The following is a 22507-nucleotide window of genomic DNA, read 5'->3' on the forward strand; positions in this document are numbered from 1 at the left end:
GTTTGCGCTCATGACTCAAACCGTGCGCGGCGTGATTTCGCGGAAGAAGGGCGAACCGGTCGAAGTCGTCGACGTCGTGGTGCCCGACCCCGGCCCCGGCGAGGTGATCGTCGACGTCGCGGCGTGCGGGGTGTGCCACACCGACCTGACCTACCGCGAAGGCGGCATCAACGACGAATTCCCGTTCCTGCTCGGCCACGAAGCCGCCGGCACCGTCGAGGCCGTCGGCGAGGGAGTCACCCACGTCACGCCCGGCGACTTCGTGATCCTGAACTGGCGCGCCGTGTGCGGCCAGTGCCGGGCCTGCAAGCGCGGTCGGCCCCATTTGTGCTTCACCACTCACAACGCCGCGCAGAAGATGACCCTGACCGACGGCACGGAGCTGACCCCGGCGTTGGGCATCGGCGCGTTCGTCGACAAGACGCTGGTGCACGAGGGCCAGTGCACCAAGGTCGACCCGGCCGCAGATCCCGCCGTGGCGGGGCTGCTCGGCTGCGGCGTCATGGCGGGGCTCGGCGCGGCCATCAACACCGGCAATGTCAACCGCGACGACACGGTTACGGTGATCGGCTGCGGCGGCGTGGGCGACGCGGCGATCGCCGGTGCCCGGCTGGTCGGTGCGCGCAAGATCATCGCCGTGGACACCGATGACCGAAAGCTCCAGTGGGCCAAGGAGTTCGGTGCCACCGATACCATCAACGCGCGCGACACCGACGTCGTCGAAGCCATCCAGGAGCTCACCGACGGCTTCGGCTCCGACGTGGTGATCGACGCGGTGGGCCGTCCGGAAACCTGGAGGCAGGCGTTCTACGCGCGTGACCTGGCCGGCACCGTGGTGCTGGTCGGCGTGCCGACCCCGGACATGCGCATCGACATGCCGCTGCTGGACTTCTTCTCGCGTGGCGGGTCTTTGAAGTCGTCGTGGTATGGCGACTGTCTGCCCGAGCGTGACTTCCCCACGCTCACAAGCCTTTACCTGCAGGGCAGACTGCCGCTGGACAAGTTCGTCACCGAACGCATCGGCATCGGCGACGTCGAGGCGGCATTCGAGAAGATGCACCACGGTGAGGTGCTGCGCTCGGTGGTGATCCTGTGACCGGCATCGACCGCGTGGTCACCCACGGCACCTTCGAACTCGACGGCGGCAGTTGGGAAGTCGACAACAACATCTGGCTCGTCGGCGATGGCGACGACGTCGTGGTGATCGACGCCGCCCATGACGCGGCTCCGATCATCGACGCAGTCGGCGGCCGCAACGTGGTGGCGGTGCTGTGCACGCATGGCCACAACGACCACGTGACCGTCGCACCTCAGCTCGGTGAAGCGCTCGACGCGCCGGTGCTCTTGCATCCTGCCGACGAGGTGCTGTGGCGAATGACTCATCCGGACAAGCCTTTTCGGCCCTTCGAGGACGGCACCGTCCTGACCGTCGGCGGCACCGAGTTGCGCGCGATCCACACTCCTGGCCACTCTCCCGGCTCGACGTGCCTGCACGCACCCGAATTGAGTGCGGTGTTCAGCGGTGACACGCTTTTCCAGGGCGGTCCGGGCGCGACGGGTCGCTCCTACTCCGACTTCCCGACGATCCTCGCGTCGATCTCGGAGAAGCTTGGCAAGTTGCCCGGCGACACCGTCGTCTACACCGGGCACGGCGACACCACGACGATCGCTGGAGAGCTGGTGCATTACGACGAATGGGTGGCCCGGGGACACTGATGACAGGCGGCCGCCTCGTCCGCCCGGCGCCATTGGAGGCCGGCGGCATGTTCCGAGGCAGCTCGCGGGTACAGCCTGTGTCGCTGCCCGCGGTCGAACTGCTGCAACGGGCGGCCCGAGACGTCGAGCTGCCGCAAACTCCGAACACGATCGTGATCGCCGACTATGGCGCCAGCGCAGGACACAATTCGTTGCTGCCGATCGGGGCGGCGATATCGATCCTTCGCACCCGCGCCGAGGCGGGCCGCGCGATCGTCGTCTTCCACGCCGACCTTGCCGAAAACGACTACACGGGACTGTTCGAGACGCTGGCCTCCGATCCGCAGACCTATCTGCGTGACGACCCGGCGACGTTCGCATCGGCGATCGGCCGTTCGGTGTACGAGCAGGTGGCGCCCACCAGCACGGTAACGCTGGGCTGGAGCTCGTGGGCCGTGCACTGGCTCAGCCGCGTGCCGGCCGGGATTCCCGACCACATCCACGTCGAGTTGAGTTGCGACGCGGGGGCCAGGACGGCCTACGCCAGACAAGCCGCCGACGACTGGATCGCCTTCCTGACCGCCCGAAGCCGCGAACTGGTACCCGGTGGCCGGGTGGTGGTGCTGACCATGGCGGCCGACGACGGCGACGCCGGCTACCAGCCGCTGCTCGAAGCACTCGCGGCTGAGCTGACCGACATGACGGCTGAGGGTGTGGTCAGCAGCGACGAAGTGCGGCGGATGGCTATCCCGTCGGTCGGCCGCAGTGAGGCGGAGCTGACGGCGCCGTTCGCGCCGAAGAACCGCTTCGCCGGCCTGACGCTGGAGCACGTGGAGGTGTTCGACGCCGAGGACCAGTACTGGACCAAGTTCGAAAAAGACCACAGCGCAACCTCTTTCGCGACGAACTGGACGGCCTTCGTCAAGGCCTCGGTGTTCCCGACATTGCTGACCGCCCTCGACGACAGCTCGCGCGCCGGACGAGTCACCGAGCGGCTGCAGGCCGGTCTGCGGGAGCGCATCGCCGCCGACCCGAAGCGGGTTCGGATTCCGCTGGCCAAGATGTCGCTGTTGAAGAGCAGCTGGCCCCGCTGACCAGCCCTACCGCGGAACGGTGACTGTGTCGGGCAGGCCCGGGATCGGCGGAAGTTTGAACGTGATCGGCGGCAGCGTGTTCGTCGGCGGAGGCGCCTGGGGACTCGGCTCGGAGGCCGGCGCAGGAGGTGCTTCAGCCGGTGCCTCGGCGGGGGGCGGCTCGGACGCCGCCGGCGGCGGGGCTGCGTTCGGCGCGGCGACCGGCGCCTGATACTGCGTCGCCGGCGCCTGATACTGCGTGGCTGGGGCCTGGTACTGGGTCGCCGGTGCAGGAACGGCGTACACCGTGCGCGGCGGCGGATCCTGCGACTGTGGCGCCGGGGCAGCGCCTTGTGGGGCAGCCGCTGCCGCACTCGGCGCGGCGGTGCTCGACGGAGCAGGCGGCGACGTGCTCGACGCGGGCGCGGAATCGCGGCCGAATGCCACGAACGCGCTGGCGCCGAGCAGCAGCAACACCGAAGCCGCGACGGCCAGCACCGTGGAGCGACGCCGGTACCGCGGCGCCTTGGTTGGCGCCGATGCGTCCGCGGTCGCGTCGAACAACAGCTGCGGCCGCGCGCTGGACATGCCGGTCGCCGCCGCGACCGGCTCGGAATCCGGCTCGACCGGCCGCACGATCGGCGGGATGTCATGCGCCTCCGACCACGCGAGCGCGCGGAATGTGCTCGATTGCGCGTCGGCGTCGGCGAACACGGCCGGAGCAGCCGCCGAAACAGCTGGAACGACAGCCGTCGCCCGGTCGTCAGCCGGCCCCCACGCGTCGCGCAGCGCGGCGCCGGTGGCCGCGGCGAGCTCGGGGCGAGGCATCGTGACGACAGGGACGCGGAACCGCTCGGATAGCATCGCGGTGACGAGCGGGATGCGCGCGCCACCACCGACCGACGCGATGGCGGTCAGATCGCTCGGGTGAACCCCGGCGTGGTCGAGCATCTCGGCCACCACGACGAGAAGTTCGGCAAGCGGCGCCCGGATCTGTTCCTCGAGTTCGGCGCGCGTCAGCCGGACGTCTCCGGAGAAGCCCGGCAGTTGCACGGTCATCGCCGTCACCGTGCTGGCTGACAGCCGCTCCTTGGCGCCTCGGCATTGTGCCCGCAACCGATGCAACGGCCCCAGCGCCGAGGTGCCACCGGCGTCGACGGTCGCGGCTGCCGACAGGTCGGCAACCACGTGTGTCAGCAGCGCCTGGTCGATCAGCTCTCCGGAGAAGTCGGTGTGCCGAAGCGTGGGACCCAGCGGCGTGTAGCCGTGCGGCGCGTCGATCAGCGTGACGCTGGTGCCCGTGCCGCCGAAGTCGCACAGCGCGATCACTCCATGACCTGGAAGGCCGCGAACGGACTGCAGCGCGCAGACCGCCGCCGCGGCATCGGAGACCGCCTCGACCGGCCGGTCGTTGCGCCGCCATTGCGGCGTGCGGGCCAGTGCGCTGCGCAATGCGTCGACCGCCGCCTCGCGCCAATGCGCCGGGTACGCCACGGCGACCGAGCTGCTCGGGCGACCATCGGTCACCGCGTACAGCATCGCGCGAAGCGCGTCGGCGACCAGGATCTCGCCCCGGTGCACCGAGCCGTCCGAAGCCACGATGCCGACGGGGTCACCGACCCGGTCGACGAACCCGCTTACCACCAGGCCGGGCGCCGGAAGGTGCGGATTCTCCCCTGGCACGCCGATCTCGGGCACGCGACCGCGGCAGAGCGTGAGTACCGACTGCCGCGTCACCGCGGCGCGCCCCTGCTGTACGCCAGCAAATTGCGTCGCGCCGACCGACAGCCCTACCGCGTCTGTCATGTGCTCCTAGCCCGAACGAAACGAGTGCCTCTGCTAGATGACATCGCCGGCACCGGCCGATCAGTTACTCAGCGAATCGTCCCCGCCCCCGGTATCAAAGGCAAATCGAGCGTGGTGACCCATCCGGGCGGCAGGTCGTTGACGGCTGGCACGGCGTTCAGAGCACGCATGCCAGTGGCCAGACATCCGGCCGCGGCGGCGTCGCGGCCAGATCCGTCGGTGAAGCGAAAAGCCGTCTCTTGGAAGATGCTTGGAGTTCCCTCGATGTCGACGCGGTAGACGTCGTCCTGCGTGCCCGACGGCCATTCGGGAGCGGCGTCGTGGCCGATCCGATTGACGTGCTCGAGCTGGATGCGGGTCTCGCCTCGGTAGATGCCGTTGATCGTGAAGCGCACCGCAGCAACGTTTCCGGGTTTGATCACGCCCTTGGCGGTGGTGCGTTCGGTGGGCGTCACCCACTTCTCCCACGTGGTGGTGATCTCGTCGAGCATGATGCCCGCTGCGTGGGCGATCATCGGCACGGTTGCGCCCCAGGCGAACACGAGAACGTCGCGATGCTCGAGCATCGGCGTGAATTCCGGCGGCTTGCCGATGCCCATCTCGTTCTCGTAATCGCCCTCGTAGTTGGTGTAGTCCAGCAGTTCGGAGGCGCGTACCCGGCGCACCTCGCTGCACAGGCCCATCAACGTCATCGGGAACAGGTCGTTGGCGAAGCCGGGATCGATCCCGGTGGTGAAACAGGACGCCTCGCCGAGTTCGCACGCCTCGGTGATGGGCAGGATCCACTCCGGCGGGTTCAGGTGCATCGTCGGCCACACCCATGGCGTCATCGCAGTGGAGCACACGTCGATGCCGGCGCGCAGGAACCGGGACATCAGCCGGATGTTGTCGTCGGCGTGCGCGGCGGTCGGCCCGTAATGCACCAGCGCATCAGGGCGAAGCTCGATCAGCGCGTCGACGTCGTCGGTGGCCGTGATGCCGATCGGATCGGCAAGTCCACAGATCTCGCCGGCGTCGCGGCCCACCTTGGCCGGGTTGCTCACCCCGACGCCGACGAGCTGGAACAACGGGTGCCTGACGATCTCCGGGATCACCATCTTGCCGACGAAGCCGGTGCCCCACACCACGATCCGCTTAATCACCGCCTCACCCTAGGCGCCGGGGCTACTGTGCGTTATGGGCATCGCAACAAAGGTGAACGGTGTCGCCCCACCAGAGGTGCCGCTGTCGGAGATAGACCTCGGAACGTGGGATTTCTGGGGGCAGGACGACGACTTCCGCGACGGCGCGTTCGCCACTCTGCGCCGCGAGAAGCCGATCTCGTTCTGGGAGGTAGCGCAGGACAACGAGCACGCGACCGGCTACGACGCCGGTGCCGGCCACTGGGCGCTGGCGTTGTACGACGACGTCCATTACGCCAGCCGCCACCCGCAGATCTTCAGCTCGGTGCCGTCGATCACGATCGGCGACAACATCCCCGAGTTGGCTGAGTACTTCGGGTCGATGATCGTCATGGACGATCCGCGTCACCAACGGCTGCGCAACATCGTCAGCCGGGCGTTCACGCCCCGGGTGGTGGCCCGCATGGAGGATTCGGTGCGCGACCGCGCGCGCGGACTCGTCGACGCCATGATCGCCAAGCACCCCGACGGAAAGGGTGAGGCGGTCGCCGAACTGGCGGGTCCGCTGCCGCTACAGGTGATCTGCGACATGATGGGCATCCCCGACGAGGACGAGAACACCGTCTTCGGTTGGACCAACGTGATCCTGGGCTTCGGCGACCCCGACATCGCCGGCGACCTCGAAGACTTCATCAAGGCGTCGATCGATTTCGGCGCGTATGCCACCGCGCTCGCCGAGGATCGGCGGGCCCATCCGGGTGAAGACCTGACCACCAGCCTGGTGCAGGCGGAGGTCGACGGGGAGAAGCTGACCTCCAGCGAGGTCGCGTCGTTCTTTCTGCTGCTGGCGATCGCGGGCAACGAGACCACCCGCAACGCGATCAGCCACGGTTTGCTGGCGCTGACCCGCTACCCGGAGGAGCGGGACAAGTGGTGGGCCGACTTCGAGGGGCTTCGGCACTCGGCTGTCGAGGAGATCGTCCGGTGGTCGTCGCCGGTGGTGTACATGCGTCGCACGCTCAAAAGCGACGTCGAGATGCGCGGTGTCGAGATGGCCGCCGGCGACAAGGTGTCGATGTGGTACTGCTCGGCCAACCGCGACGAAACCAAGTTCGCGAACCCCTGGCTGTTCGACGTCAGCAGGGACCCGAATCCGCACGTGGGGTTCGGCGGTGGCGGCGCGCATTTCTGTCTGGGCGCGAACCTGGCCCGGCGCGAGATCACGGTCGCGTTCGACGAAGTGCACCGCCGAATTCCCGACCTGGTCGCGACCGAAGAACCCGCCCGGCTGCTGTCAGCGTTCATCCACGGGATCAAGCACCTTCCGGTCGCCTGGACACCGCCCGATTCTGCGATCTGACCTCGACGATCAGCCGGGGATCGGCATTCCCGGCTGCGGCCCCACCGGGGTGGGCGTCACGGTGGTCACCCCGTTCGAGCCGACATGCGGCGGTCCCGGCACGCCCGGCGCCTGGTTCGCGCCTGGCGGCGGTTGTGCGGCTTTGGTGCAGTTCAGCATCAGCGCCACCCGCGAGTTCACCATGAACTTCTGGCTTTCCACGATGCACTGGGCCTGCGGCACATCGCTGCCGACCGATCCCTGAAACACCGGCTTGTAGCCCATGGACTTCAGGATCTTGACGGCCTGGGCGTAGGTCTGCCCGGAGACGTCGGCCGCGCCGTTGTTGTCGCTGCTGGCCTCGCCGGCCGCAAGCACACCGATGGACACCAGCGCGACGGAGCCCGCGGCTACGGCAAACAGTCTTTTCACGTGACCTCCGTCTGTGGCTGCCGGTGCGAAGATAGCGCAGAACCACCGGGCGAGGCATCGACAGGCCGTCCGTTGCCCAATCGATGCCACATCACGACCGAGTTGTCGTGCTCTGCCCGCGGACCGTTACCTGTCGGCCGGCCGACTTAGACTAAGCGGGTGCTCATCGGTTCGCACGTCAGCCCAGAAGACCCGCTGGCCGCCGCGGCCGCCGAAGGCGCTGAGGCAGTGCAGATCTTCTTGGGCAATCCGCAGAGCTGGAAGGCGCCCAAGCCGCGCGCCGACGCGGCCCGGCTGCGAGAATCGCCGTTGCCCATTTACGTGCACGCGCCCTATCTGATCAACGTGGCCTCGCCCAACAACCGGGTGCGCATCCCGTCGCGCAAGATCCTGCAGCAGACCTGCGATGCGGCCGCCGAGATCGGCGCCGCCGCGGTGATCGTGCACGGCGGTCACGTGACCGCCGAGGACGACGACCTGCAGGCCGGTTTCGAGCGGTGGCGCAAAGCGCTGCAGCAGCTCGAGACCACGGTGCCGGTTTACCTCGAGAACACCGCGGGCGGTGACCACGCGATAGCCCGCCAATTCGACACCATCGCGCGGCTGTGGGACTACATCGGCGACCAGAACATCGGCTTCTGCCTGGACACCTGCCACGCCTGGGCGGCGGGCGAGGAGCTCGTCGACGCGGTCGAGCGGATCAAGGCGATCACCGGCCGCATCGACCTGGTGCACTGCAACGACTCCAAGGACCCGCAAGGTTCCGGCCGCGACCGGCACGCCAACCTCGGCACGGGCGAGATCGACGTCGAGCTGCTGGTCGCGGTCGTCACGGCCGCCGACGCGCCCGTCATCTGCGAAACCGCCGATCAGGGCCGCAAGGACGACATCGCGCTGCTGCGCGACAAGACCCGCGGCTAGGCGGCTACCAGAGGTTCTCGATCTGATTCAGCGGATCGAGAATGATCGGAATCGGAAGCGGTTCCTTGTACGCCAACGTGAACGGCTTTTTCGTCATCCCCGGCTTGAGCCCGCATTGATCCGGGGTGAGAACGGTCAGCGTGCCGGCCAGAGTTGCCTGGTCCCAGGCATAGCTGTATTGCGCTTTCGTCCAGGTGCCGTCCGGGCACTGCACCCCACGGTCTTTCGTGACAAGCCACGTCCACAAGCCGTTGACCTTGCGCGCGTCGCCGCCGTATCCGGGATAGTCGCTATCCGGCCCGTAGCTGGGCGAGACGATGCTCGACACGTGCAGCACACACCCGGCCTGCACGCAGGTCGCGTAGATGGTCCATGTCTCATCGGGCGCGCCGTCCTGGTGGTAGGTGTAGATGCCGTACATCGGCTCGTCGACCGGTCGCGCTGAGGCGCGCCCGGCAACACCGACGGTCATACCGCCGGCGGCGACGACTGCGGTGACGGCAGCGATCAGCACTCGAGTCATGCGCACGACGCTAGTATCACAGCGTTTGCCACCCCGAACGCCGGTATTCACAGATTGACCGGATCGTCGTCTGGACGCCGACGGGTGCTGTCACTGACTGAAGCCTTGAATTGCATTGCGCGATAAGGCCATCCGGATGCGGTATGCCATTGTGACACCACCAGCCCGAAGCCGCCCACCACGTCGAACCGCGAGCCCGGCAGCACGTAACCGCCGTAGAGTTGCGCAACCTTGTTGCCGCCGTGGTCCTCGTCGGCCCACCCCGCGCCGACAATCGGGCGCTGAATCGGCGTGGTGTGCATGTCGGCGGTCGGTGAGCTGATCACGCGGTAGCCCAGCGAGTAGCCCGACGACAGGAACCCGCCCAAAACCCACCTGCCGTCGTCGATCCGCCGGAACGTCAGCTCTCCCCACGTCTCGCCGGCGGGCCTGATCGGCGTCGGCTCGCTACCCCATCGCCATCGACCGCCGGCGAAACTCCAGCTCTCGTATTCGGACCGGTCGCCGATGTCCTCGGGCCGCACGCGGCGCAGAATGATGCCCTTGTCACGCTGGAACCCGGTCGACACCACGTAAACCCATTGGGCCGTCGGGTCGTAGTCCCACGACCAGCACTGCGCATACCCGCCGTGCAAGTCGCCCGGGAACTTCGCGTCCTCCCCCATGTGGGTCCACGAGACGCCACTGTCGTCGGAGCGCCAGATCTCCGTCCACATCACGGTGCCGAAGCCGTGATTGACGATCGCATGCAGGTACAGCGAATCCTCGACGCGCAACAAGTCCGACGGGATCACGGTGCTGATCCCGCCGCGCATCCATAAGCTGCCGGCATCGTCGTGAACATACGGCCAGAGCTGGTGGGCGTAGTCAGGATCGGGGCCGCCCGCACGCTCGTAGACGATTTCAGTGTTCGCGTCGCCGCTGCCGATCAGCACTACCGGTGAGCGCCAATCGCCCTCGCCGACGCGCCGGCCCGAGAACGTGTCGCCGAAGACCGACACCAGCTTTCCGTTCGGCGCGACGACAGACGCGCCCAGGTCAGTGCATGTGACACCCCACCGTTCGGTGATGCCCGGGCCGGTCACATCGGCCAGCTTGCCCGTCAGCATGGGACCAAAGATGCCATGGCTTATACCGTGAAGCGATGAGTCGACGCGCACTGGCACTGTTCGTGCTCGTCGCGCTGTGGCTCACCGCCTGCTCGGCGGGTCATCGGGTGGAGCTCGGTGAGCAGGCGTCGGAAAATCTCGTGGCTGCCATCGCCGGTGAACCCGACCAACTCGACCCGCAGAAGACCAGCGCCTACTTCTCATTCGAAGTGCTCGAAAACGTCTTCGACACGCTCGTCGAACCGGACGAGAACCTGGAGATGCGCCCGGCGCTCGCCGAATCGTGGGAGGTCAGTCCCGATCAGCTGGCGTGGACGTTCCACTTGCGCAAAGGCGTGACGTTCCACGACGGCACCGCGCTGACCGCCGACGACGTCGTCTACTCGTTCAACCGCATCATCGGCGAAAAGCTCTCCAACGCATACAAATTCAGCGCCGTCACCAGCGTCGCAGCACCCGACCCGGCCACCGTGCGGATCGGTGTCAAACAGCCCACACCCAATCTGCTGACCAACATCGGCGGCTTCAAGGGCATGGCGATCGTCTCCCGTCATAACGTCGAAAGTGGCCAGATCGCAACCCATCCCATCGGCACGGGGCCGTTCGTGTTCGTCGGCGCCAAAAGCGGCGACTCGATCACACTGAAAGCCAACCCGCGTTACTGGGGCGGCGCTCCGGCGGTGTCGGGCGTGACATTCCGCTTCATCTCCGAGCCCTCCACCGCATTGTCGGCACTGCAGGCCGGCGAAATCGACTGGACGGATTCGGTTCCCGCGCAGCGGGTCGACGAGCTGCGCACCGACGATTCGCTCCGGCTCGGCGTCGCGCCCAGCACCGATTACTGGTATCTGGCGCTCAACGAGGCTCGCGCGCCGTGGAACGACGTGCGCGTGCGGCAGGCGATCGCCTACGCGATCGACCGCGATGCGATCGTCCAAGCCACCAGCTACGGCACCGCAACGGCCAACCAGCTGGCGATCCCCAAGACCAGCCCGTGGTACACCCCCTACCATCGCTACAGCCGCGACATCGGCAAGGCCGAAACCCTGCTTGGCGCAACGTCTTTGGCCGGGCGCCGCCTCGACATGCTGGTCACGACCGAATACCCGGAGACCGTCACCGCGGCGCAGATCGTCGCCGACAACCTGGAACCACTCGGCGTCGACGTGAAGATCCGCACCGTCGACTTCGCGACCTGGCTCGACGAGCAGAACCACGGCAACTTCGACATGTTGATGATGGGCTGGCTCGGCAACATCGATCCCGACGACTTCTACTACGCGCAACATCACAGCAGCGGAAAGAGCAACGCCCAGAAATTCTCCAATGCGGAGGTGGACCGGCTGCTCGACGAGGGCCGCATCGAGGTCAAGCGGGATGCGCGTAAAGACATCTACGCTCGTGCGGCGACCATCATCGCCGATGAGGTCAGCTATATCTACCTCTACAACCCGTCGGTGATCCAAGCGTGGAGCCCGCGCCTGTCCGGCTATCAGACCCGGCCCGACGGGGCCATCCGCTTCCGCACCGCAAGGCTGACGTGATGCCGAAGTTCCTTGCGCGCAGGGTCGCGCACGCGTTGGTGGTGCTTCTGGGCGTGCTGGTGGTGGTCTTCGCGCTGGTGCATCTGGTCCCCGGTGATCCGGTACGCATCGCGCTCGGCACTCGCTACTCACCGGAGGCTTACGACGCGCTGCGCTCGGCCAGTGGCCTGGATCGCCCCCTCGTCGAACAGTTCTTCTCGTACGTCGGCTCGGCGCTCACCGGCGATCTCGGTGTCAGCTTCCGCAACGGTGAGCCGGTGACGATCACGCTGCTGGACCGCCTTCCCGCCACGATCTCGCTTGCCGTCGTCGGCATCGCAATCGCGCTCGCCGTGGCGCTTCCGGCAGGGACCTGGGCGGCTTTGCACCGAGGCCGGTTGTCGGACGCGCTCATTCGGGTGTGCAGCCAGTTCGGTGTGTCGATACCGGATTTCTGGATGGGACTCCTTTTGATCGGAGTGTTCGCGGCCACTCTGGGCTGGCTGCCGACATCGGGGTACGTGCCGTTGACCACGAACCCTGCGGCCTGGCTGCGCCACGTGCTCCTGCCCGGCGTCACGGTGGGCATCGTTGCCGCCGCGATCATGACGCGCTACGTGCGTTCGGCGGTGCTGGAGGTGGCGTCGATGGGCTACGTGCGCACCGCCTGGTCGAAGGGCCTGCCGCCGCGGGTCGTGACGTTGCGTCACGTCTTGCGCAACGCGCTGGTTCCGGTGTTGACGATCACCGGTATCCAACTCGCGACGATCCTCGGCGGGGTGATCGTGGTCGAGGTCGTGTTCGCGTGGCCGGGCCTCGGCCGGCTGGTGTATCAAGCCGTGGCGGCCCGCGACTATCCGGTGATCCAGGGTGCGGTTCTGCTGATCGCCGTGATGTTTCTGCTCATCAACCTGGTGGTCGACGCGCTGTATGCGGTGGTGGACCCGAGGATCCGGCTGTCATGACGCGGCTGAGCGCGATCGTGCTGGCCGGGATTGCCGTGGCGGCTGTGTTCGCACGGTGGATCGCGCCGTACGGCGTCAACGACGTCGACGTGGCGAGCGCGCTGCAGCCACCCAGCGGCGCGCACTGGCTGGGCACCGACGAGCTGGGCCGCGACATCGCCTCTCGTGTGCTGGTGGCATCGCAGGCGTCGCTGCAAATCGCCATGGCCGCAGTCGCTTTCGCGTTCGTCGTCGGCGTCACCGTCGGGGTGGTGTCCGGATATACCGGCGGCTGGACCGACACCGTGCTGATGCGCGTCGTCGACGTGATGTTCGCGTTCCCGGTGATGCTGCTTGCCCTTGCGATCGTCGCAGTGCTGGCACCGGGCACCACGACCACGATCCTGGCCATCGGTGTCGTGTACACCCCGATCTTCGCCCGGGTGGCGCGCGCGAGCACGCTGTCGGTGCGCGTGGAGCCGTTCGTGGCGGTGTCGCGCGCCATCGGCACCGGGCGGCTCTACATTCTCGGGCGGCACGTCGTGCCGAACATCGCCGGGCCGCTGATCGTGCAGACGTCGCTGTCGCTGGCGTTCGCGATCCTGTCCGAGGCGGCGCTGTCCTTCCTCGGGTTGGGCATTCAGCCACCCCAACCGTCTTGGGGCCGCATGCTTTTCGATGCGCAGGGTTTCATCCACCGGGCGTGGTGGATGAGTGTTTTTCCCGGAGTGGCGATCTTCGTCACCGTGCTGGCGTTCAACCTGTTCGGCGACGGACTTCGCGACGCGCTCGACCCCAGGCAGCAGGCACGTCAATGCTGAGCGTGCGTGATCTTCGCGTGCGCATCGGCCGCCGCGACATCGTGCGCGGCATCTCCTTCGACGTCGCGCGCGAACAGACCCTGGGGATCGTCGGCGAATCGGGCTCCGGCAAGTCGATGACCGTGCTGGCCGCGACCGGACTGCTCGACGCCCCGGGGGCGGTTGTCGACGGCTCCAGTGTGCTGCAGGGCGACAAGGATTCGCCGGTCGAGCTGGTCGGCGCGTCGGCGAGGGTTCTGCGCAGTGTCCACGGCGGCCGGATCGGCTTCGTGTTCCAAGATCCCGGCACGTCGCTCAACCCGCTGTTGACGCTGGAGCGTCAGGTCACCGAATCCCTCGAGGCGCACCGTGATATGACACGACGCCAGGCACGGAGGCGAGCGTTGGAGTTGCTGGAGGCGGTGGGACTGCCCGACCCCGCCGCGCGGCTGTCGAGCTATCCGCATCAGCTTTCGGGGGGGCAGCGGCAGCGGGTGATGATCGCGATCGCGTTGGCGTGCGATCCGGAGCTGCTGATCGCCGACGAGCCGACCACGTCGCTGGATGTGACGACGCAGGCTCAGATCATCGAGCTGGTGCGAAACCTGCAGCTCGACTTCGGCACGGCGGTGGTGTGGATCAGCCACGACTTCGGTGTGATCGGCCAGGTCGCCGACGATGTCACGGTGCTGCGCCACGGCGAGGCGGTGGAACAAGCACCAATTCTGGACGTGTTCGACCATCCGGCGCATGCATACACCCGAGAGTTGTTACAAGCGCGGCCTGTCATCGAAGCCGAGGGTCCGCCGGCGCCGTCCGACGACGTGCCAGTGCTGCTGCGGGTGCAGGGGCTGACGGCGCGCGAGCGTGGCGTCAAAGATGTCTCGTTCGAGATTCGCCAAGGGACCACTCTTGCGCTGGTAGGCGAGTCCGGATCCGGCAAATCGAGCGTGGCGGAGGCGCTGACTGGGCTGCTTGCTCCAGACGCCGGCACCGCGCTGCTGGGCGAGGTGAACGTATTCGGCAACCGCGACAAGTCGCTGCGCCGGCAGATCGGCTTGGTGTTGCAGGATCCGTACTCGTCGCTCGATCCGCGTATGCGAGTCGGGTCCTCGATCGTCGAGCCGCTGGTGGTGCACCGGCTGGCCGGCAACCGCCGAGATCGGCGTAGGCGGGTGGCCGAGTTGCTGGAAATGGTCGGGCTGCCAAGCGAATTCGCGACGCGCTATCCCCACCAGCTGTCCGGCGGCCAGCGTCAACGGGTCAGTATCGCGCGCGCGCTGGCCGCCGAACCGGAGTTGCTGATCCTCGACGAGTCGACCGCTTCGCTGGACGTCTCGGTGCAGGCGCGGGTGCTCGAGCTCCTCCTGGGGTTGCAACGCGATCTCGGCCTGACGTATCTGCTGATCGCGCATGATCTGGCGGTGGTGCGGCAGATGAGCCATCAGGTCGCGGTGATGCGCAAGGGCGAGATCGTCGAATACCGCTCTGCAGCCGACATTTTCGCCGAGCCACAGCACGCCTACACCCGCACGCTTCTGGCCGCGGTACCGCCCGAACGACCGCGGTGCGCATAGTGACGTGGCGGCGTCGCACCGCGGAGCGGACGCTGACCGAAGACGTCGCGGCACCGCCAGCCAGGGTTCGCGACTTCTATGTCGATCTGCACAACATGCCGCTGGTCCACCCGCTGGTGGTCTCGGTGCACAGCATCGCCCGCATCGAGGGCCCGAACGGGTATGTGCAGACTTACCGCGTCGCGGACCGGATTGTCCTGGGGCCGTTGACGTTACGAACCCGATACACCGCACGCGTGCAGGTGCCCACGGCCGGCGACGTGACTGCAACGGCGCGGCAATTCCCGGCGGTGCGACTGCGCAGCATTATCTCATTTGTCGAGACCGACTCCGGCACAAGGATTTCGGAGAATCTGCACATTGAAGCGCCATGGATCTTGGCCGCGCTGACCGTCCGCGAGGCGGTGCGGGCGCATGCCGCGATGCTGGCGAACATCCGCCGGCACTTCGCCACGAGCGGCTGAACCCTCCTAAAGCGGCAGTGCCTGCATCGGCATGTCGACAGTCCCGCGGCAGGCGCCCTCGGAAATGTCGGCGTGCCACGCCCCGGTCAGCGACCCGTCCGGCTGCGGCGTGTAGGTCACACGAGAGCTCGCCGGATTCCATTCGATCGTGCCGTCCGGCAGCAGGCAATCCCACCGGAACGTGGTGTCGGACGTCCACGCAGAGCCGTCCCAGGTGAACTGCACCGGCTGCGGCACTGTGGGATTCCTCGGGGCAGGACCGTCGACGATCGTCGCGACGCACTTGCCCGACGAGCACGACGACGAAAACGTGTAGGTGTCGATGTGCATGGACTCGGACTGGTTAGCCGCGATGCTGGTGCCGCTCTTCTGTGCGGTGAAGAACGTCACCTCGTATTTGCCGTTCCACGACGGATCGGCCGCCGCCATTGGGGCAAGACACACCGCGAGGCCCAGTGACGCGGCAGCCGCCGCAACGAAACCGCGGACGTGGTGGCGTGTCATGTCGCCGACGCAATCACCAGTGAGCGTCGTAATTCCACACCGACTGGTCGTCCGGCGGGTAGTTGTGGCAGATGTCGGTGGTGTGCGCGGCGACACCCTTGTTGTTGAAGAACAGCTTCGCGTGGTTAGGCCATGCGGCGGTCAGCGGATCGGCGAAGTGGGTGACCAGTTCCTCCGAATACGCCCGGCGCCCGGCGTAGTCCATCGAGTAGAACCAGTGCATCTTATCCTGGGTCGCTTGCTGCTGACCCGGGTGGTTGTTGTAGTCGATCATGTAGCGCTCGTAATAGACGGGTTCGACATCTCGGGCGGCCGCCATGATCTGTTCGGCGGTGCAGGTGGTTTTCAGCATGCGGTTCGGAATCGGATAGTCGTCCGTCGCATCGGCCGAGGCGATAGGTGGCACCGCCATCGCTGCGGCACCGAGAACAGCGATCGCCATGCTCGCTTTACGAAACATTGTGACTCCCTTGGTTTTACGCCTCGGCGGAGAATGACGACCCAGGCTGCTGGCTGGTGTCGAGGGGCGGCGGCGGTTGTGTCACGGCGCCCAGGATCGGCAACTGCTCCGGGCAGTAGGTGCGCACTGCGGCACCGAGGAACTGCCATGCCTGTTCGGTGGTGCTGCCCCTCTGCAACTGCCGGAAGATGAACTGCGCCGATGCGTAGGCGTCCGGGTCCAGATGGTTGTACAGCCGCTTGCAGGCGATCTTGCCGATCCAGGCGTTGTAGTCCTTTTGCCCGTAGATGCCGTACGTGTGAAGCTCTTCGGCGAAGTCGGTGTCCGGGTCGGCGTGCGCCGGCGCGGACAGCACCAGCGCTGCGGCTAGTGCGGTGACTGCGGTCGCCCCCCTGGCTAATTTCATGGGCGCATCGTATCCCCTCCGGATAGCAGGTGTGCAAGAACGGGTGGTCGCGCGGCCGGCGAATCCCCAGTTAGAGCCTCGATGCGACCGATTCAGTTAAATGGACTAATCTGTCAGAATTCGTGGCGAGTGTAGGGAAGGGAAGGCGGGGGTGCGGATGACGCAGACACGCAACGACACCTGGTTTCCTGCCGGCCCGGACGGCGCCGCTCAGGGGGTCGCAGACGGTCCTGCCCATGCGGCCGCGCCGGCACCCGGCCGTGGTCCCCGCACGACCACGTCCCGCCGGAAAGCGGGCGTGTTCAGAGCGCTCAAGCGCGCGTGGATCCTCATCGTGATCTTGCTTGTGGTCGCTCTTGCGGCGTTCGGCGTCGACCGGCTTCGCCAAGTGTTCGGTAAGACCGAACTCACCAGGCCTGGAGCCGGACTCGCCAACGACCCCGCACCGTTCAATCCCAAAACCGTCAAATACGAGATCTTCGGAGAGCCCGGCGCCGTGGCGACCATCAACTACCTCGACCTCAATGCGCAGCCACAGGAAGTCAAGGACGTGCCGCTGCCTTGGTCCATCACTCTGACCACCACCGCTCCCGCCGCCAGCGCCAACATCGTGGCGCAAGGCAACGGCGACATGATCGGATGCCGCATCACCGTCAACGGTGAGGTGAAGGACGAGAAAACCAACGACGGGCTGAACGCTCAGACGTTTTGCTTGGTGAAGTCCGCATGACGAACACTCACGTGGGGGCACACCCGATGATCCCCCGGTTCATTCGGCTGTTCTCGGTGCCGATCCTGCTCGGGTGGATCGCGGTGGTGGTCCTGGTCAACCTCATCGCCCCGCAGCTGGAAAAGGTCGGCGAAGCCCACGCCGTGTCGTTGGCTCCCAAGGACGCCCCGTCGATGCAGGCGATGCAGCGGGTGGGCAAGGACTTTCAGGAGTTCGACTCCAACAGCTCGGTGATGATCGTCCTCGAGGGCGACAAGCCCCTGGGTGATGACGCCCACCGCTACTACGACGGACTGATCGACAAGCTCGAGGCCGACAAGAAGCACGTCGAGCACGTCCAAGACTTCTGGGGCGACCCGCTGACGGCCGCCGGCTCGCAGAGCGCCGACAACAAAGCCGCCTACGTGCAGTTGTATCTGGCCGGCAATCAGGGCGAAAGCTTGGCGAACGAGTCCGTTCAAGCGGTGCGCCAAATCGTTCAAAGCGCTACCCCGCCGCCCGGGGTGAAGGCTTACGTCACCGGACCCGCGGCGCTGACCAACGATCAGCACCACGCCGGTGACAAGAGCCTAAAGCTGATCACCGGCATCACGATTTTGGTGATCTTCGTGATGCTGTTGTTCGTCTACCGTTCCGTGGTCACGGTGCTGCTGGTGCTCGCGATGATGTTCATCGAGCTGGCGGCGGCGCGCGGTGTGATCGCAACGCTGGGCTATTACAACCTGATCGGCTTGTCGACGTTCGCGGTCAACCTGCTGACCACACTGGCCATCGCCGCGGGCACCGACTACGCGATCTTTTTGGTCGGCCGATATCACGAGGCCCGCCAGAACGGCGAAGACCGCGAAACCGCGTTCTACACGATGTATCACGGCACCGCGCACGTCATCCTCGGCTCTGGGTTGACGATTGCGGGCGCGACGTTCTGCCTTCACTTCACCCGTCTGCCGTACTTCCAGACACTGGGTATTCCGCTCGCGCTGGGCATGCTGGTCGCGGTGTTCGCGGCATTGACGATGGCGCCGGCGTTGCTGACGGTCGCGAGCCACTTCGGCCTGGCCGATCCGAAGCGGAGATTGAACACCCGCGGCTGGCGGCGGGTCGGTACCGCCGTAGTGCGTTGGCCCGGGCCGATTTTCGTCGCATCGATGGTTCTTGCTCTGGTCGGCCTCGCCGCGCTGCCGGGCTACGTGCCCAGCTACAACGACCGAGAGTTCCTGCCCAAGGACATCCCGGCCAACGAGGGATATCAAGCCGCCGACCGGCATTTCCCGCAAGCGCGGATGAATCCTGAGCTGCTGCTGGTGGAAACCAACCACGACGTTCGCAATCCGGCCGACATGCTGGTGATCGACCGAATTGCCAAGAACATCTTCCACATTCCCGGTATCGGCCGCGTGCAGAGCATCACCCGGCCGCTTGGCACCCCGATCGAGCACACGTCGATCCCGTTCTTGATCAGCATGAACGGCACCACCCAGACGATGAATCAGACGTATCTGAAAGACCGCATGGCCGACATGCTGGTGCAAGCCGACGAGATGCAGAAGACCATCGACAACATGCAGCACATGTATGAGTTGATGAAGCAGCTCAACGCGATCACGCACAGCATGGTCGGAAAGACCGACAAGACCGTCGAAGACACCAACGAATTGCGCGACCACATCGCCGATTTCGACGACTTTTTCCGGCCGATCCGCAACTACTTCTACTGGGAACCGCACTGCTACGACATCCCCATCTGCTGGGCGCTGCGGTCGGTGTTCGACACGCTCGACGGCATCGATCTGCTCAGTGACGACATCGCTTCTCTGACAGTCGATCTGCACAAGCTCGACGCGTTGATGCCGCAGCTGCTGACGCTGATGCCGCCGATGATCTCGACCATGCAGACCATGCGCAACATGATGCTGACGATGTATCAGACGCAGAACGGCCTGCAGAACCAGATGGACGCGGCGCAGCAGAACGCAACCGCGATGGGCCAGGCCTTCGATGCGGCGAAGAACGACGACTCGTTCTACCTGCCGCCGGAGGTGTTTGATAACCCCGATTTCAAGCGCGGCCTCAAGATGTTCGTCTCGCCCGACGGAAAAGCCGTGCGATTCATCATTTCTCACGAAGGCGATCCCGCGTCCGTCGAGGGCATCAAGCACATCGACCTGATCAAGAACGCTGCGTTCGAGGCCATCAAGGGCACCCCGTTGGAGGGTTCGAAGATCTACCTCGGCGGCACGGCGTCGACGTACAAGGACATGCAGCACGGCGCGAACTTCGACCTGTTGATCGCCGGCATAGCGTCTATCTGCCTGATCTTCATCATCATGCTGATACTGACCCGAAGCGTGGTCGCCGCCGCGGTGATCGTGGGGACAGTGCTGCTGTCGCTGGGCACATCGTTCGGGCTTTCGGTGCTGATCTGGCAGTACATTCTGGGTCTGCACCTGCACTGGATGATCATCGCGATGTCCGTGATCATCCTGCTGGCGGTGGGCTCGGACTACAACCTGCTGTTGGTGTCACGGTTTAAGGAAGAGATCCACGCCGGGATCAGGACCGGGATCATCCGCTCGATGGCCGGCACCGGTGCCGTCGTTACGTCAGCCGGTCTGGTGTTCGCGTTCACGATGATGTCGATGATGGTCAGCGACCTACGTGTGGTCGGCCAGGTCGGCTCGACGATCGGTCTGGGTCTGCTGTTCGACACGTTGATCATCCGGTCGTTCATGACGCCGTCGATCGCCACGCTGCTCGGACGGTGGTTCTGGTGGCCGCAGCGGGTGCGAGAACGCCCGGTGCCACGTCCGTGGCCGTCGCCGAAGACCCGTGAGCTTGAAACCGCGCAACCCGGCTGACCGGTAGGAATCTCTAGGAATCTCGGAAACTGAGTTCCGCTGCCCCCGCTCGCCACGCCGTCGTGGCGGTGGTTACCAGACGCGGATCCAGTCGATGAGCATGTCCGCCGGGTAGTTGCCCAGGTTGGGATCGCCACCGCCCGGGCCGCCGACCGCGACGTTGAAGATCGGAAACATCGTGTAGCCGGGCTGGTTGAACGGCCAGCGCCCCTTGATCGGAACGGCAGGGACCGTGAGATAGGGCCGTGCTCCCTCGACGTAGTCACGCCAGAACCGGAAGCCCTTCTCGTCCCACTGGCAGCGCCAGGTGTGCCAGTCCCCGTCGACCAGTTCTGGGATGTCGCGACCGGCCCATGTCTTGCCGTCCGACGCGGCGTGCACCGTGCTTCCGGGAGCCCATCGGTTGTTGCCGTACCACTCGACGATGTCGACTTCGCCGTCGGGCAGCGGATCCTCGTTGAGCAACCAGAACGCGGGCCAGCAGCCAGGCGTCAGGCAGTTGAATTTGATCCGCGCTTCCCAGGTGTGGCCGATGCCGAGCCGCGCCAAGCCTTGGATCTTGCCGCTGAAGTACTCGTCCCCCTCACGCGACGCGCGAATGACGAGGTTGGAGTTCCCGTCGAGGAACACGTTGCGGTCGCGGTAGTGCCCTTCGATCGGCGGCGTGACCGGAGTGTCCCAGTTGACCACCAGCCACTTCGACAGGTCCGGTCCAGATCCGGCCGGGCCGTCGAACTCGTCCTGGAAGATGTAGCTCCCAGTAGTGGCATCGGCCGGCGGCGCAGCGGGCGGGGACACCCGATCGGCTGGTGAAGCGCCAGCCAAGGGCATCTGCGTGGGAACCGCGGCCGCAAGCACACCGAGCCCCGTCATCAACATCATGGTGCGACGATCCATCTCAGGCACAGCTAGACAATAGAGGTCACCAGAACCGGAGCGGCACACCGGGCAACGTTGCGGCGTTTCCTCGCTCGGGCGCCAAGTCAGGTAGTGCACTACGCATGCCCGCGGCCGGACTGGACGCGACGATCCACTCAGGTACGGCAAACATTCGAGCCAGGAGTGGACCGCAGGTGTGTGACAAACAAACCGTTCCCGCTGTCGAAGCCCGCTTCGCGTGGGTGTCGCGGGCCCGCTGTCGTTCCGTCGATCCGGAGCAGCTGTTCGTTCGAGGGGCAGCCCAGCATCAGGCGGCTGTCATCTGCCGGGACTGCCCCGTCAAGGTCGAGTGCGCCGCCGACGCACTCGACAACCAGATGGAGTTCGGTGTCTGGGGTGGCATGACCGAACGTCAGCGTCGCGCACTGCTCAAACGACACCCTGAAGTGAGGTCTTGGGCGGAGTTCTTCGACAGCTACCGAAAGCAGCGCAACGCCGGCAAGCCGGCATGACGTCTAGCCTTGCGCCTCAACAGGTTTGGAGGACCCGTCCCGACTGGCGACGGCCACCGTCGGGCCGAAACGTCGAGTGAGGAAGTCGACGGTCATGGTGGGATCGGCATACTGCGCGAGCGCACGCAGCGCTGACGGGCTGTAGGCGCGTAGTGAGCTGATGAACCCGTCGTGCACCAGCGGGACCAGCCGAGTCAGCGGCAGCGTCACCCCCAGCACCAGCAGGTGCAGCGGCGCCGGCGGCCTGCGCAGATCGACGATGATCAGTTTCTTCGCTGCCCGGGTGCCTTCGGCGAATACGCGGGCGGCCATCTCCGGCGGCAAGTGATGCAACGACAAGGCGAACACCGCCAGGTCGTAGTAGCCGTCCGGGGCGTCGATCGCGGTGGCGTCCATCTGCCGGACCATGGCCCGCGGATGACTGCCCAGATCGCTGGCGGTGACGGCGGCGACGAACGACGGGTCGATGTCGGTGATCGTCACCTCAGCGGTCGGGTGATTCTCGAGCAGCCTGCGCGACAGGCCGCCGAGGCCGGCGCCCAGCTCCAGGATTTTCGGGGACGGCACGTCGGCCACCTGATCGAGCACCACTCGGGCCACCCTGCGATGTACGCCGAACTTGCGCTGGCCGGACCGGTCGAGCGAGCGGACGACTTTTTGCTTGAGGTCGTCGACGTCGTCGCGGTCGAGGTATTCCAGCCGGTCGGTTCTCAACCGCCGATCCAGCCACGACGCGTTTGGGCCGCCCCTGGGCATGTCCGCAATGTCTCGGGTGGTCCCAGCCATGACGACATCATGGTTGACGGGTGCGACGGTGGGCTGTGAATCAGC

At 66.1% G+C, this 22507-nt stretch carries 23 protein-coding genes; 13 read left to right on the top strand and 10 right to left on the bottom strand.

The window, feature by feature from the left end:
* The first annotated feature begins 10 nt into the window (after positions 1–10).
* From AC5Y4N_RS19990 to AC5Y4N_RS20000, 3 genes are read left to right on the top strand one after another with little or no spacing between them, the layout of a single operon-like run.
* Entirely contained in the window at positions 11–1096 is a 1086-nt protein-coding gene (locus AC5Y4N_RS19990) for an S-(hydroxymethyl)mycothiol dehydrogenase (protein WP_499912056.1), read from the top strand.
* Positions 1093–1716 carry an MBL fold metallo-hydrolase gene (locus AC5Y4N_RS19995; protein ID WP_499912054.1) on the top strand — a complete coding sequence of 208 codons (624 nt, stop codon included), beginning with the start codon at positions 1093–1095 and terminating at the stop codon, positions 1714–1716. Before AC5Y4N_RS19990 ends, AC5Y4N_RS19995 begins: the two co-directional genes overlap by 4 nt.
* Positions 1716–2789 (top strand): class I SAM-dependent methyltransferase, encoded by a 1074-nt coding sequence (locus AC5Y4N_RS20000; RefSeq protein ID WP_499912053.1) that lies wholly within the window; start codon positions 1716–1718, stop codon positions 2787–2789. The genes AC5Y4N_RS19995 and AC5Y4N_RS20000 overlap by 1 nt, the downstream gene beginning before the upstream one ends.
* A 6-nt stretch (positions 2790–2795) precedes the next feature.
* On the opposite strand, the gene AC5Y4N_RS20005 is transcribed toward AC5Y4N_RS20000, so the two are convergent.
* The gene (locus tag AC5Y4N_RS20005; RefSeq protein ID WP_499912051.1) at positions 2796–4574 is read right to left on the bottom strand and encodes an Hsp70 family protein; all 1779 of its coding nucleotides are present in this window, start codon (positions 4572–4574) and stop codon (positions 2796–2798) included.
* A 68-nt stretch (positions 4575–4642) separates the two neighbouring features.
* Positions 4643–5671, bottom strand: a complete 1029-nt coding sequence (locus AC5Y4N_RS20010; RefSeq protein WP_499912140.1) for an NAD(P)H-dependent amine dehydrogenase family protein — start codon at positions 5669–5671, stop codon at positions 4643–4645.
* A 79-nt stretch (positions 5672–5750) separates the two neighbouring features.
* On the opposite strand from AC5Y4N_RS20010, the gene AC5Y4N_RS20015 reads away from it, so the two are divergent.
* Entirely contained in the window at positions 5751–7055 is a 1305-nt protein-coding gene (locus AC5Y4N_RS20015) for a cytochrome P450 (protein WP_499912049.1), read from the top strand.
* A 9-nt stretch (positions 7056–7064) separates the two neighbouring features.
* Here the strand turns inward: AC5Y4N_RS20015 and AC5Y4N_RS20020 are convergent, their stop codons facing one another.
* Complete coding sequence (locus AC5Y4N_RS20020) at positions 7065–7466, bottom strand: hypothetical protein (protein ID WP_499912047.1); 402 nt, start codon at positions 7464–7466, stop codon at positions 7065–7067.
* Positions 7467–7625: 159 nt separating this feature from the next.
* On the opposite strand from AC5Y4N_RS20020, the gene AC5Y4N_RS20025 reads away from it, so the two are divergent.
* Positions 7626–8387 (top strand): deoxyribonuclease IV, encoded by a 762-nt coding sequence (locus AC5Y4N_RS20025; RefSeq protein ID WP_499912045.1) that lies wholly within the window; start codon positions 7626–7628, stop codon positions 8385–8387.
* Between the two features lie 4 nt (positions 8388–8391).
* On the opposite strand, the gene AC5Y4N_RS20030 is transcribed toward AC5Y4N_RS20025, so the two are convergent.
* Both AC5Y4N_RS20030 and AC5Y4N_RS20035 read right to left on the bottom strand, forming a co-directional pair.
* Positions 8392–8910, bottom strand: coding sequence for a hypothetical protein (locus tag AC5Y4N_RS20030; protein WP_499912043.1), 519 nt, complete (start codon positions 8908–8910; stop codon positions 8392–8394).
* 47 nt (positions 8911–8957) lie between these two features.
* Entirely contained in the window at positions 8958–10019 is a 1062-nt protein-coding gene (locus AC5Y4N_RS20035; RefSeq protein ID WP_499912042.1) for a glycoside hydrolase family 183 protein, read from the bottom strand.
* 35 nt (positions 10020–10054) lie between these two features.
* Between AC5Y4N_RS20035 and AC5Y4N_RS20040 the strand changes: the two genes are divergently transcribed.
* The 5 genes from AC5Y4N_RS20040 to AC5Y4N_RS20060 are packed head-to-tail and all read left to right on the top strand — an operon-like array spanning position 10055 to position 15327.
* Positions 10055–11563 carry an ABC transporter substrate-binding protein gene (locus tag AC5Y4N_RS20040; protein WP_499912040.1) on the top strand — a complete coding sequence of 503 codons (1509 nt, stop codon included), beginning with the start codon at positions 10055–10057 and terminating at the stop codon, positions 11561–11563.
* Positions 11563–12507 carry an ABC transporter permease gene (locus tag AC5Y4N_RS20045; RefSeq protein WP_499912038.1) on the top strand — a complete coding sequence of 315 codons (945 nt, stop codon included), beginning with the start codon at positions 11563–11565 and terminating at the stop codon, positions 12505–12507. The genes AC5Y4N_RS20040 and AC5Y4N_RS20045 overlap by 1 nt, the downstream gene beginning before the upstream one ends.
* Complete coding sequence (locus tag AC5Y4N_RS20050; RefSeq protein WP_499912036.1) at positions 12504–13307, top strand: ABC transporter permease; 804 nt, start codon at positions 12504–12506, stop codon at positions 13305–13307. Before AC5Y4N_RS20045 ends, AC5Y4N_RS20050 begins: the two co-directional genes overlap by 4 nt.
* A complete protein-coding gene (locus tag AC5Y4N_RS20055; RefSeq protein ID WP_499912033.1) occupies positions 13301–14863 on the top strand; it encodes a dipeptide ABC transporter ATP-binding protein in 1563 nt (520 codons plus the stop codon). The genes AC5Y4N_RS20050 and AC5Y4N_RS20055 overlap by 7 nt, the downstream gene beginning before the upstream one ends.
* Positions 14863–15327 carry an SRPBCC family protein gene (locus AC5Y4N_RS20060; protein WP_499912030.1) on the top strand — a complete coding sequence of 155 codons (465 nt, stop codon included), beginning with the start codon at positions 14863–14865 and terminating at the stop codon, positions 15325–15327. The genes AC5Y4N_RS20055 and AC5Y4N_RS20060 overlap by 1 nt, the downstream gene beginning before the upstream one ends.
* Positions 15328–15333: 6 nt before the next feature.
* On the opposite strand, the gene AC5Y4N_RS20065 is transcribed toward AC5Y4N_RS20060, so the two are convergent.
* Genes AC5Y4N_RS20065 through AC5Y4N_RS20075 form a run of 3 tightly spaced genes read right to left on the bottom strand, consistent with a single transcriptional unit; the run spans position 15334 to position 16697 of the window.
* On the bottom strand, positions 15334–15831 hold the full coding sequence (locus AC5Y4N_RS20065) for an Rv2253 family sensor-like surface protein (RefSeq protein WP_499912027.1): 498 nt from the start codon (positions 15829–15831) through the stop codon (positions 15334–15336).
* Between the two features lie 13 nt (positions 15832–15844).
* Positions 15845–16291, bottom strand: a complete 447-nt coding sequence (locus AC5Y4N_RS20070) for a DUF5078 domain-containing protein (RefSeq protein ID WP_499912024.1) — start codon at positions 16289–16291, stop codon at positions 15845–15847.
* Between the two features lie 16 nt (positions 16292–16307).
* Complete coding sequence (locus AC5Y4N_RS20075) at positions 16308–16697, bottom strand: DUF732 domain-containing protein (RefSeq protein ID WP_499912022.1); 390 nt, start codon at positions 16695–16697, stop codon at positions 16308–16310.
* A gap of 298 nt (positions 16698–16995) precedes the next feature.
* Here AC5Y4N_RS20075 and AC5Y4N_RS20080 point away from each other — a divergent pair, with 298 nt between their 5' ends.
* Both AC5Y4N_RS20080 and AC5Y4N_RS20085 read left to right on the top strand, forming a co-directional pair.
* Positions 16996–17427: an MmpS family transport accessory protein gene (locus AC5Y4N_RS20080; RefSeq protein WP_499912136.1), complete on the top strand. Its 432-nt coding sequence runs from the start codon at positions 16996–16998 to the stop codon at positions 17425–17427.
* On the top strand, positions 17424–20285 hold the full coding sequence (locus tag AC5Y4N_RS20085) for an MMPL/RND family transporter (protein WP_499912020.1): 2862 nt from the start codon (positions 17424–17426) through the stop codon (positions 20283–20285). Before AC5Y4N_RS20080 ends, AC5Y4N_RS20085 begins: the two co-directional genes overlap by 4 nt.
* A 72-nt stretch (positions 20286–20357) precedes the next feature.
* Here AC5Y4N_RS20085 and AC5Y4N_RS20090 read toward each other — a convergent pair whose 3' ends face one another.
* Positions 20358–21191, bottom strand: coding sequence for a glycoside hydrolase family 16 protein (locus AC5Y4N_RS20090; protein WP_499912018.1), 834 nt, complete (start codon positions 21189–21191; stop codon positions 20358–20360).
* A 167-nt stretch (positions 21192–21358) separates the two neighbouring features.
* Here AC5Y4N_RS20090 and AC5Y4N_RS20095 point away from each other — a divergent pair, with 167 nt between their 5' ends.
* A complete protein-coding gene (locus AC5Y4N_RS20095; RefSeq protein ID WP_499912016.1) occupies positions 21359–21676 on the top strand; it encodes a WhiB family transcriptional regulator in 318 nt (105 codons plus the stop codon).
* A gap of 3 nt (positions 21677–21679) precedes the next feature.
* Here the strand turns inward: AC5Y4N_RS20095 and AC5Y4N_RS20100 are convergent, their stop codons facing one another.
* Positions 21680–22462 carry a methyltransferase domain-containing protein gene (locus AC5Y4N_RS20100; RefSeq protein WP_499912014.1) on the bottom strand — a complete coding sequence of 261 codons (783 nt, stop codon included), beginning with the start codon at positions 22460–22462 and terminating at the stop codon, positions 21680–21682.
* Between the last annotated feature and the right edge of the window lie 45 nt (positions 22463–22507).

The sequence above is a fragment of the Mycobacterium sp. NGS19 genome, assembly GCF_059813155.1.

What these genes read in the sequence shown, in the direction of transcription:
- AC5Y4N_RS19990 (WP_499912056.1), top strand. Translation starts at nt 11, where the DNA reads ATGACTCAAACCGTGCGCGGCGTGATTTCGCGGAAGAAGGGCGAACCG.
- AC5Y4N_RS20000 (WP_499912053.1), top strand. Translation starts at nt 1,716, where the DNA reads ATGACAGGCGGCCGCCTCGTCCGCCCGGCGCCATTGGAGGCCGGCGGC.
- AC5Y4N_RS20005 (WP_499912051.1), bottom strand. Translation starts at nt 4,574, where the DNA reads ATGACAGACGCGGTAGGGCTGTCGGTCGGCGCGACGCAATTTGCTGGC.
- AC5Y4N_RS20010 (WP_499912140.1), bottom strand. Translation starts at nt 5,671, where the DNA reads ATGGTGATCCCGGAGATCGTCAGGCACCCGTTGTTCCAGCTCGTCGGC.
- AC5Y4N_RS20015 (WP_499912049.1), top strand. Translation starts at nt 5,751, where the DNA reads ATGGGCATCGCAACAAAGGTGAACGGTGTCGCCCCACCAGAGGTGCCG.
- AC5Y4N_RS20030 (WP_499912043.1), bottom strand. Translation starts at nt 8,910, where the DNA reads ATGACTCGAGTGCTGATCGCTGCCGTCACCGCAGTCGTCGCCGCCGGC.
- AC5Y4N_RS20035 (WP_499912042.1), bottom strand. Translation starts at nt 10,019, where the DNA reads ATGCTGACGGGCAAGCTGGCCGATGTGACCGGCCCGGGCATCACCGAA.
- AC5Y4N_RS20040 (WP_499912040.1), top strand. Translation starts at nt 10,055, where the DNA reads ATGAGTCGACGCGCACTGGCACTGTTCGTGCTCGTCGCGCTGTGGCTC.
- AC5Y4N_RS20045 (WP_499912038.1), top strand. Translation starts at nt 11,563, where the DNA reads ATGCCGAAGTTCCTTGCGCGCAGGGTCGCGCACGCGTTGGTGGTGCTT.
- AC5Y4N_RS20050 (WP_499912036.1), top strand. Translation starts at nt 12,504, where the DNA reads ATGACGCGGCTGAGCGCGATCGTGCTGGCCGGGATTGCCGTGGCGGCT.
- AC5Y4N_RS20055 (WP_499912033.1), top strand. Translation starts at nt 13,301, where the DNA reads ATGCTGAGCGTGCGTGATCTTCGCGTGCGCATCGGCCGCCGCGACATC.
- AC5Y4N_RS20065 (WP_499912027.1), bottom strand. Translation starts at nt 15,831, where the DNA reads ATGACACGCCACCACGTCCGCGGTTTCGTTGCGGCGGCTGCCGCGTCA.
- AC5Y4N_RS20070 (WP_499912024.1), bottom strand. Translation starts at nt 16,291, where the DNA reads ATGTTTCGTAAAGCGAGCATGGCGATCGCTGTTCTCGGTGCCGCAGCG.
- AC5Y4N_RS20075 (WP_499912022.1), bottom strand. Translation starts at nt 16,697, where the DNA reads ATGAAATTAGCCAGGGGGGCGACCGCAGTCACCGCACTAGCCGCAGCG.
- AC5Y4N_RS20085 (WP_499912020.1), top strand. Translation starts at nt 17,424, where the DNA reads ATGACGAACACTCACGTGGGGGCACACCCGATGATCCCCCGGTTCATT.
- AC5Y4N_RS20100 (WP_499912014.1), bottom strand. Translation starts at nt 22,462, where the DNA reads ATGGCTGGGACCACCCGAGACATTGCGGACATGCCCAGGGGCGGCCCA.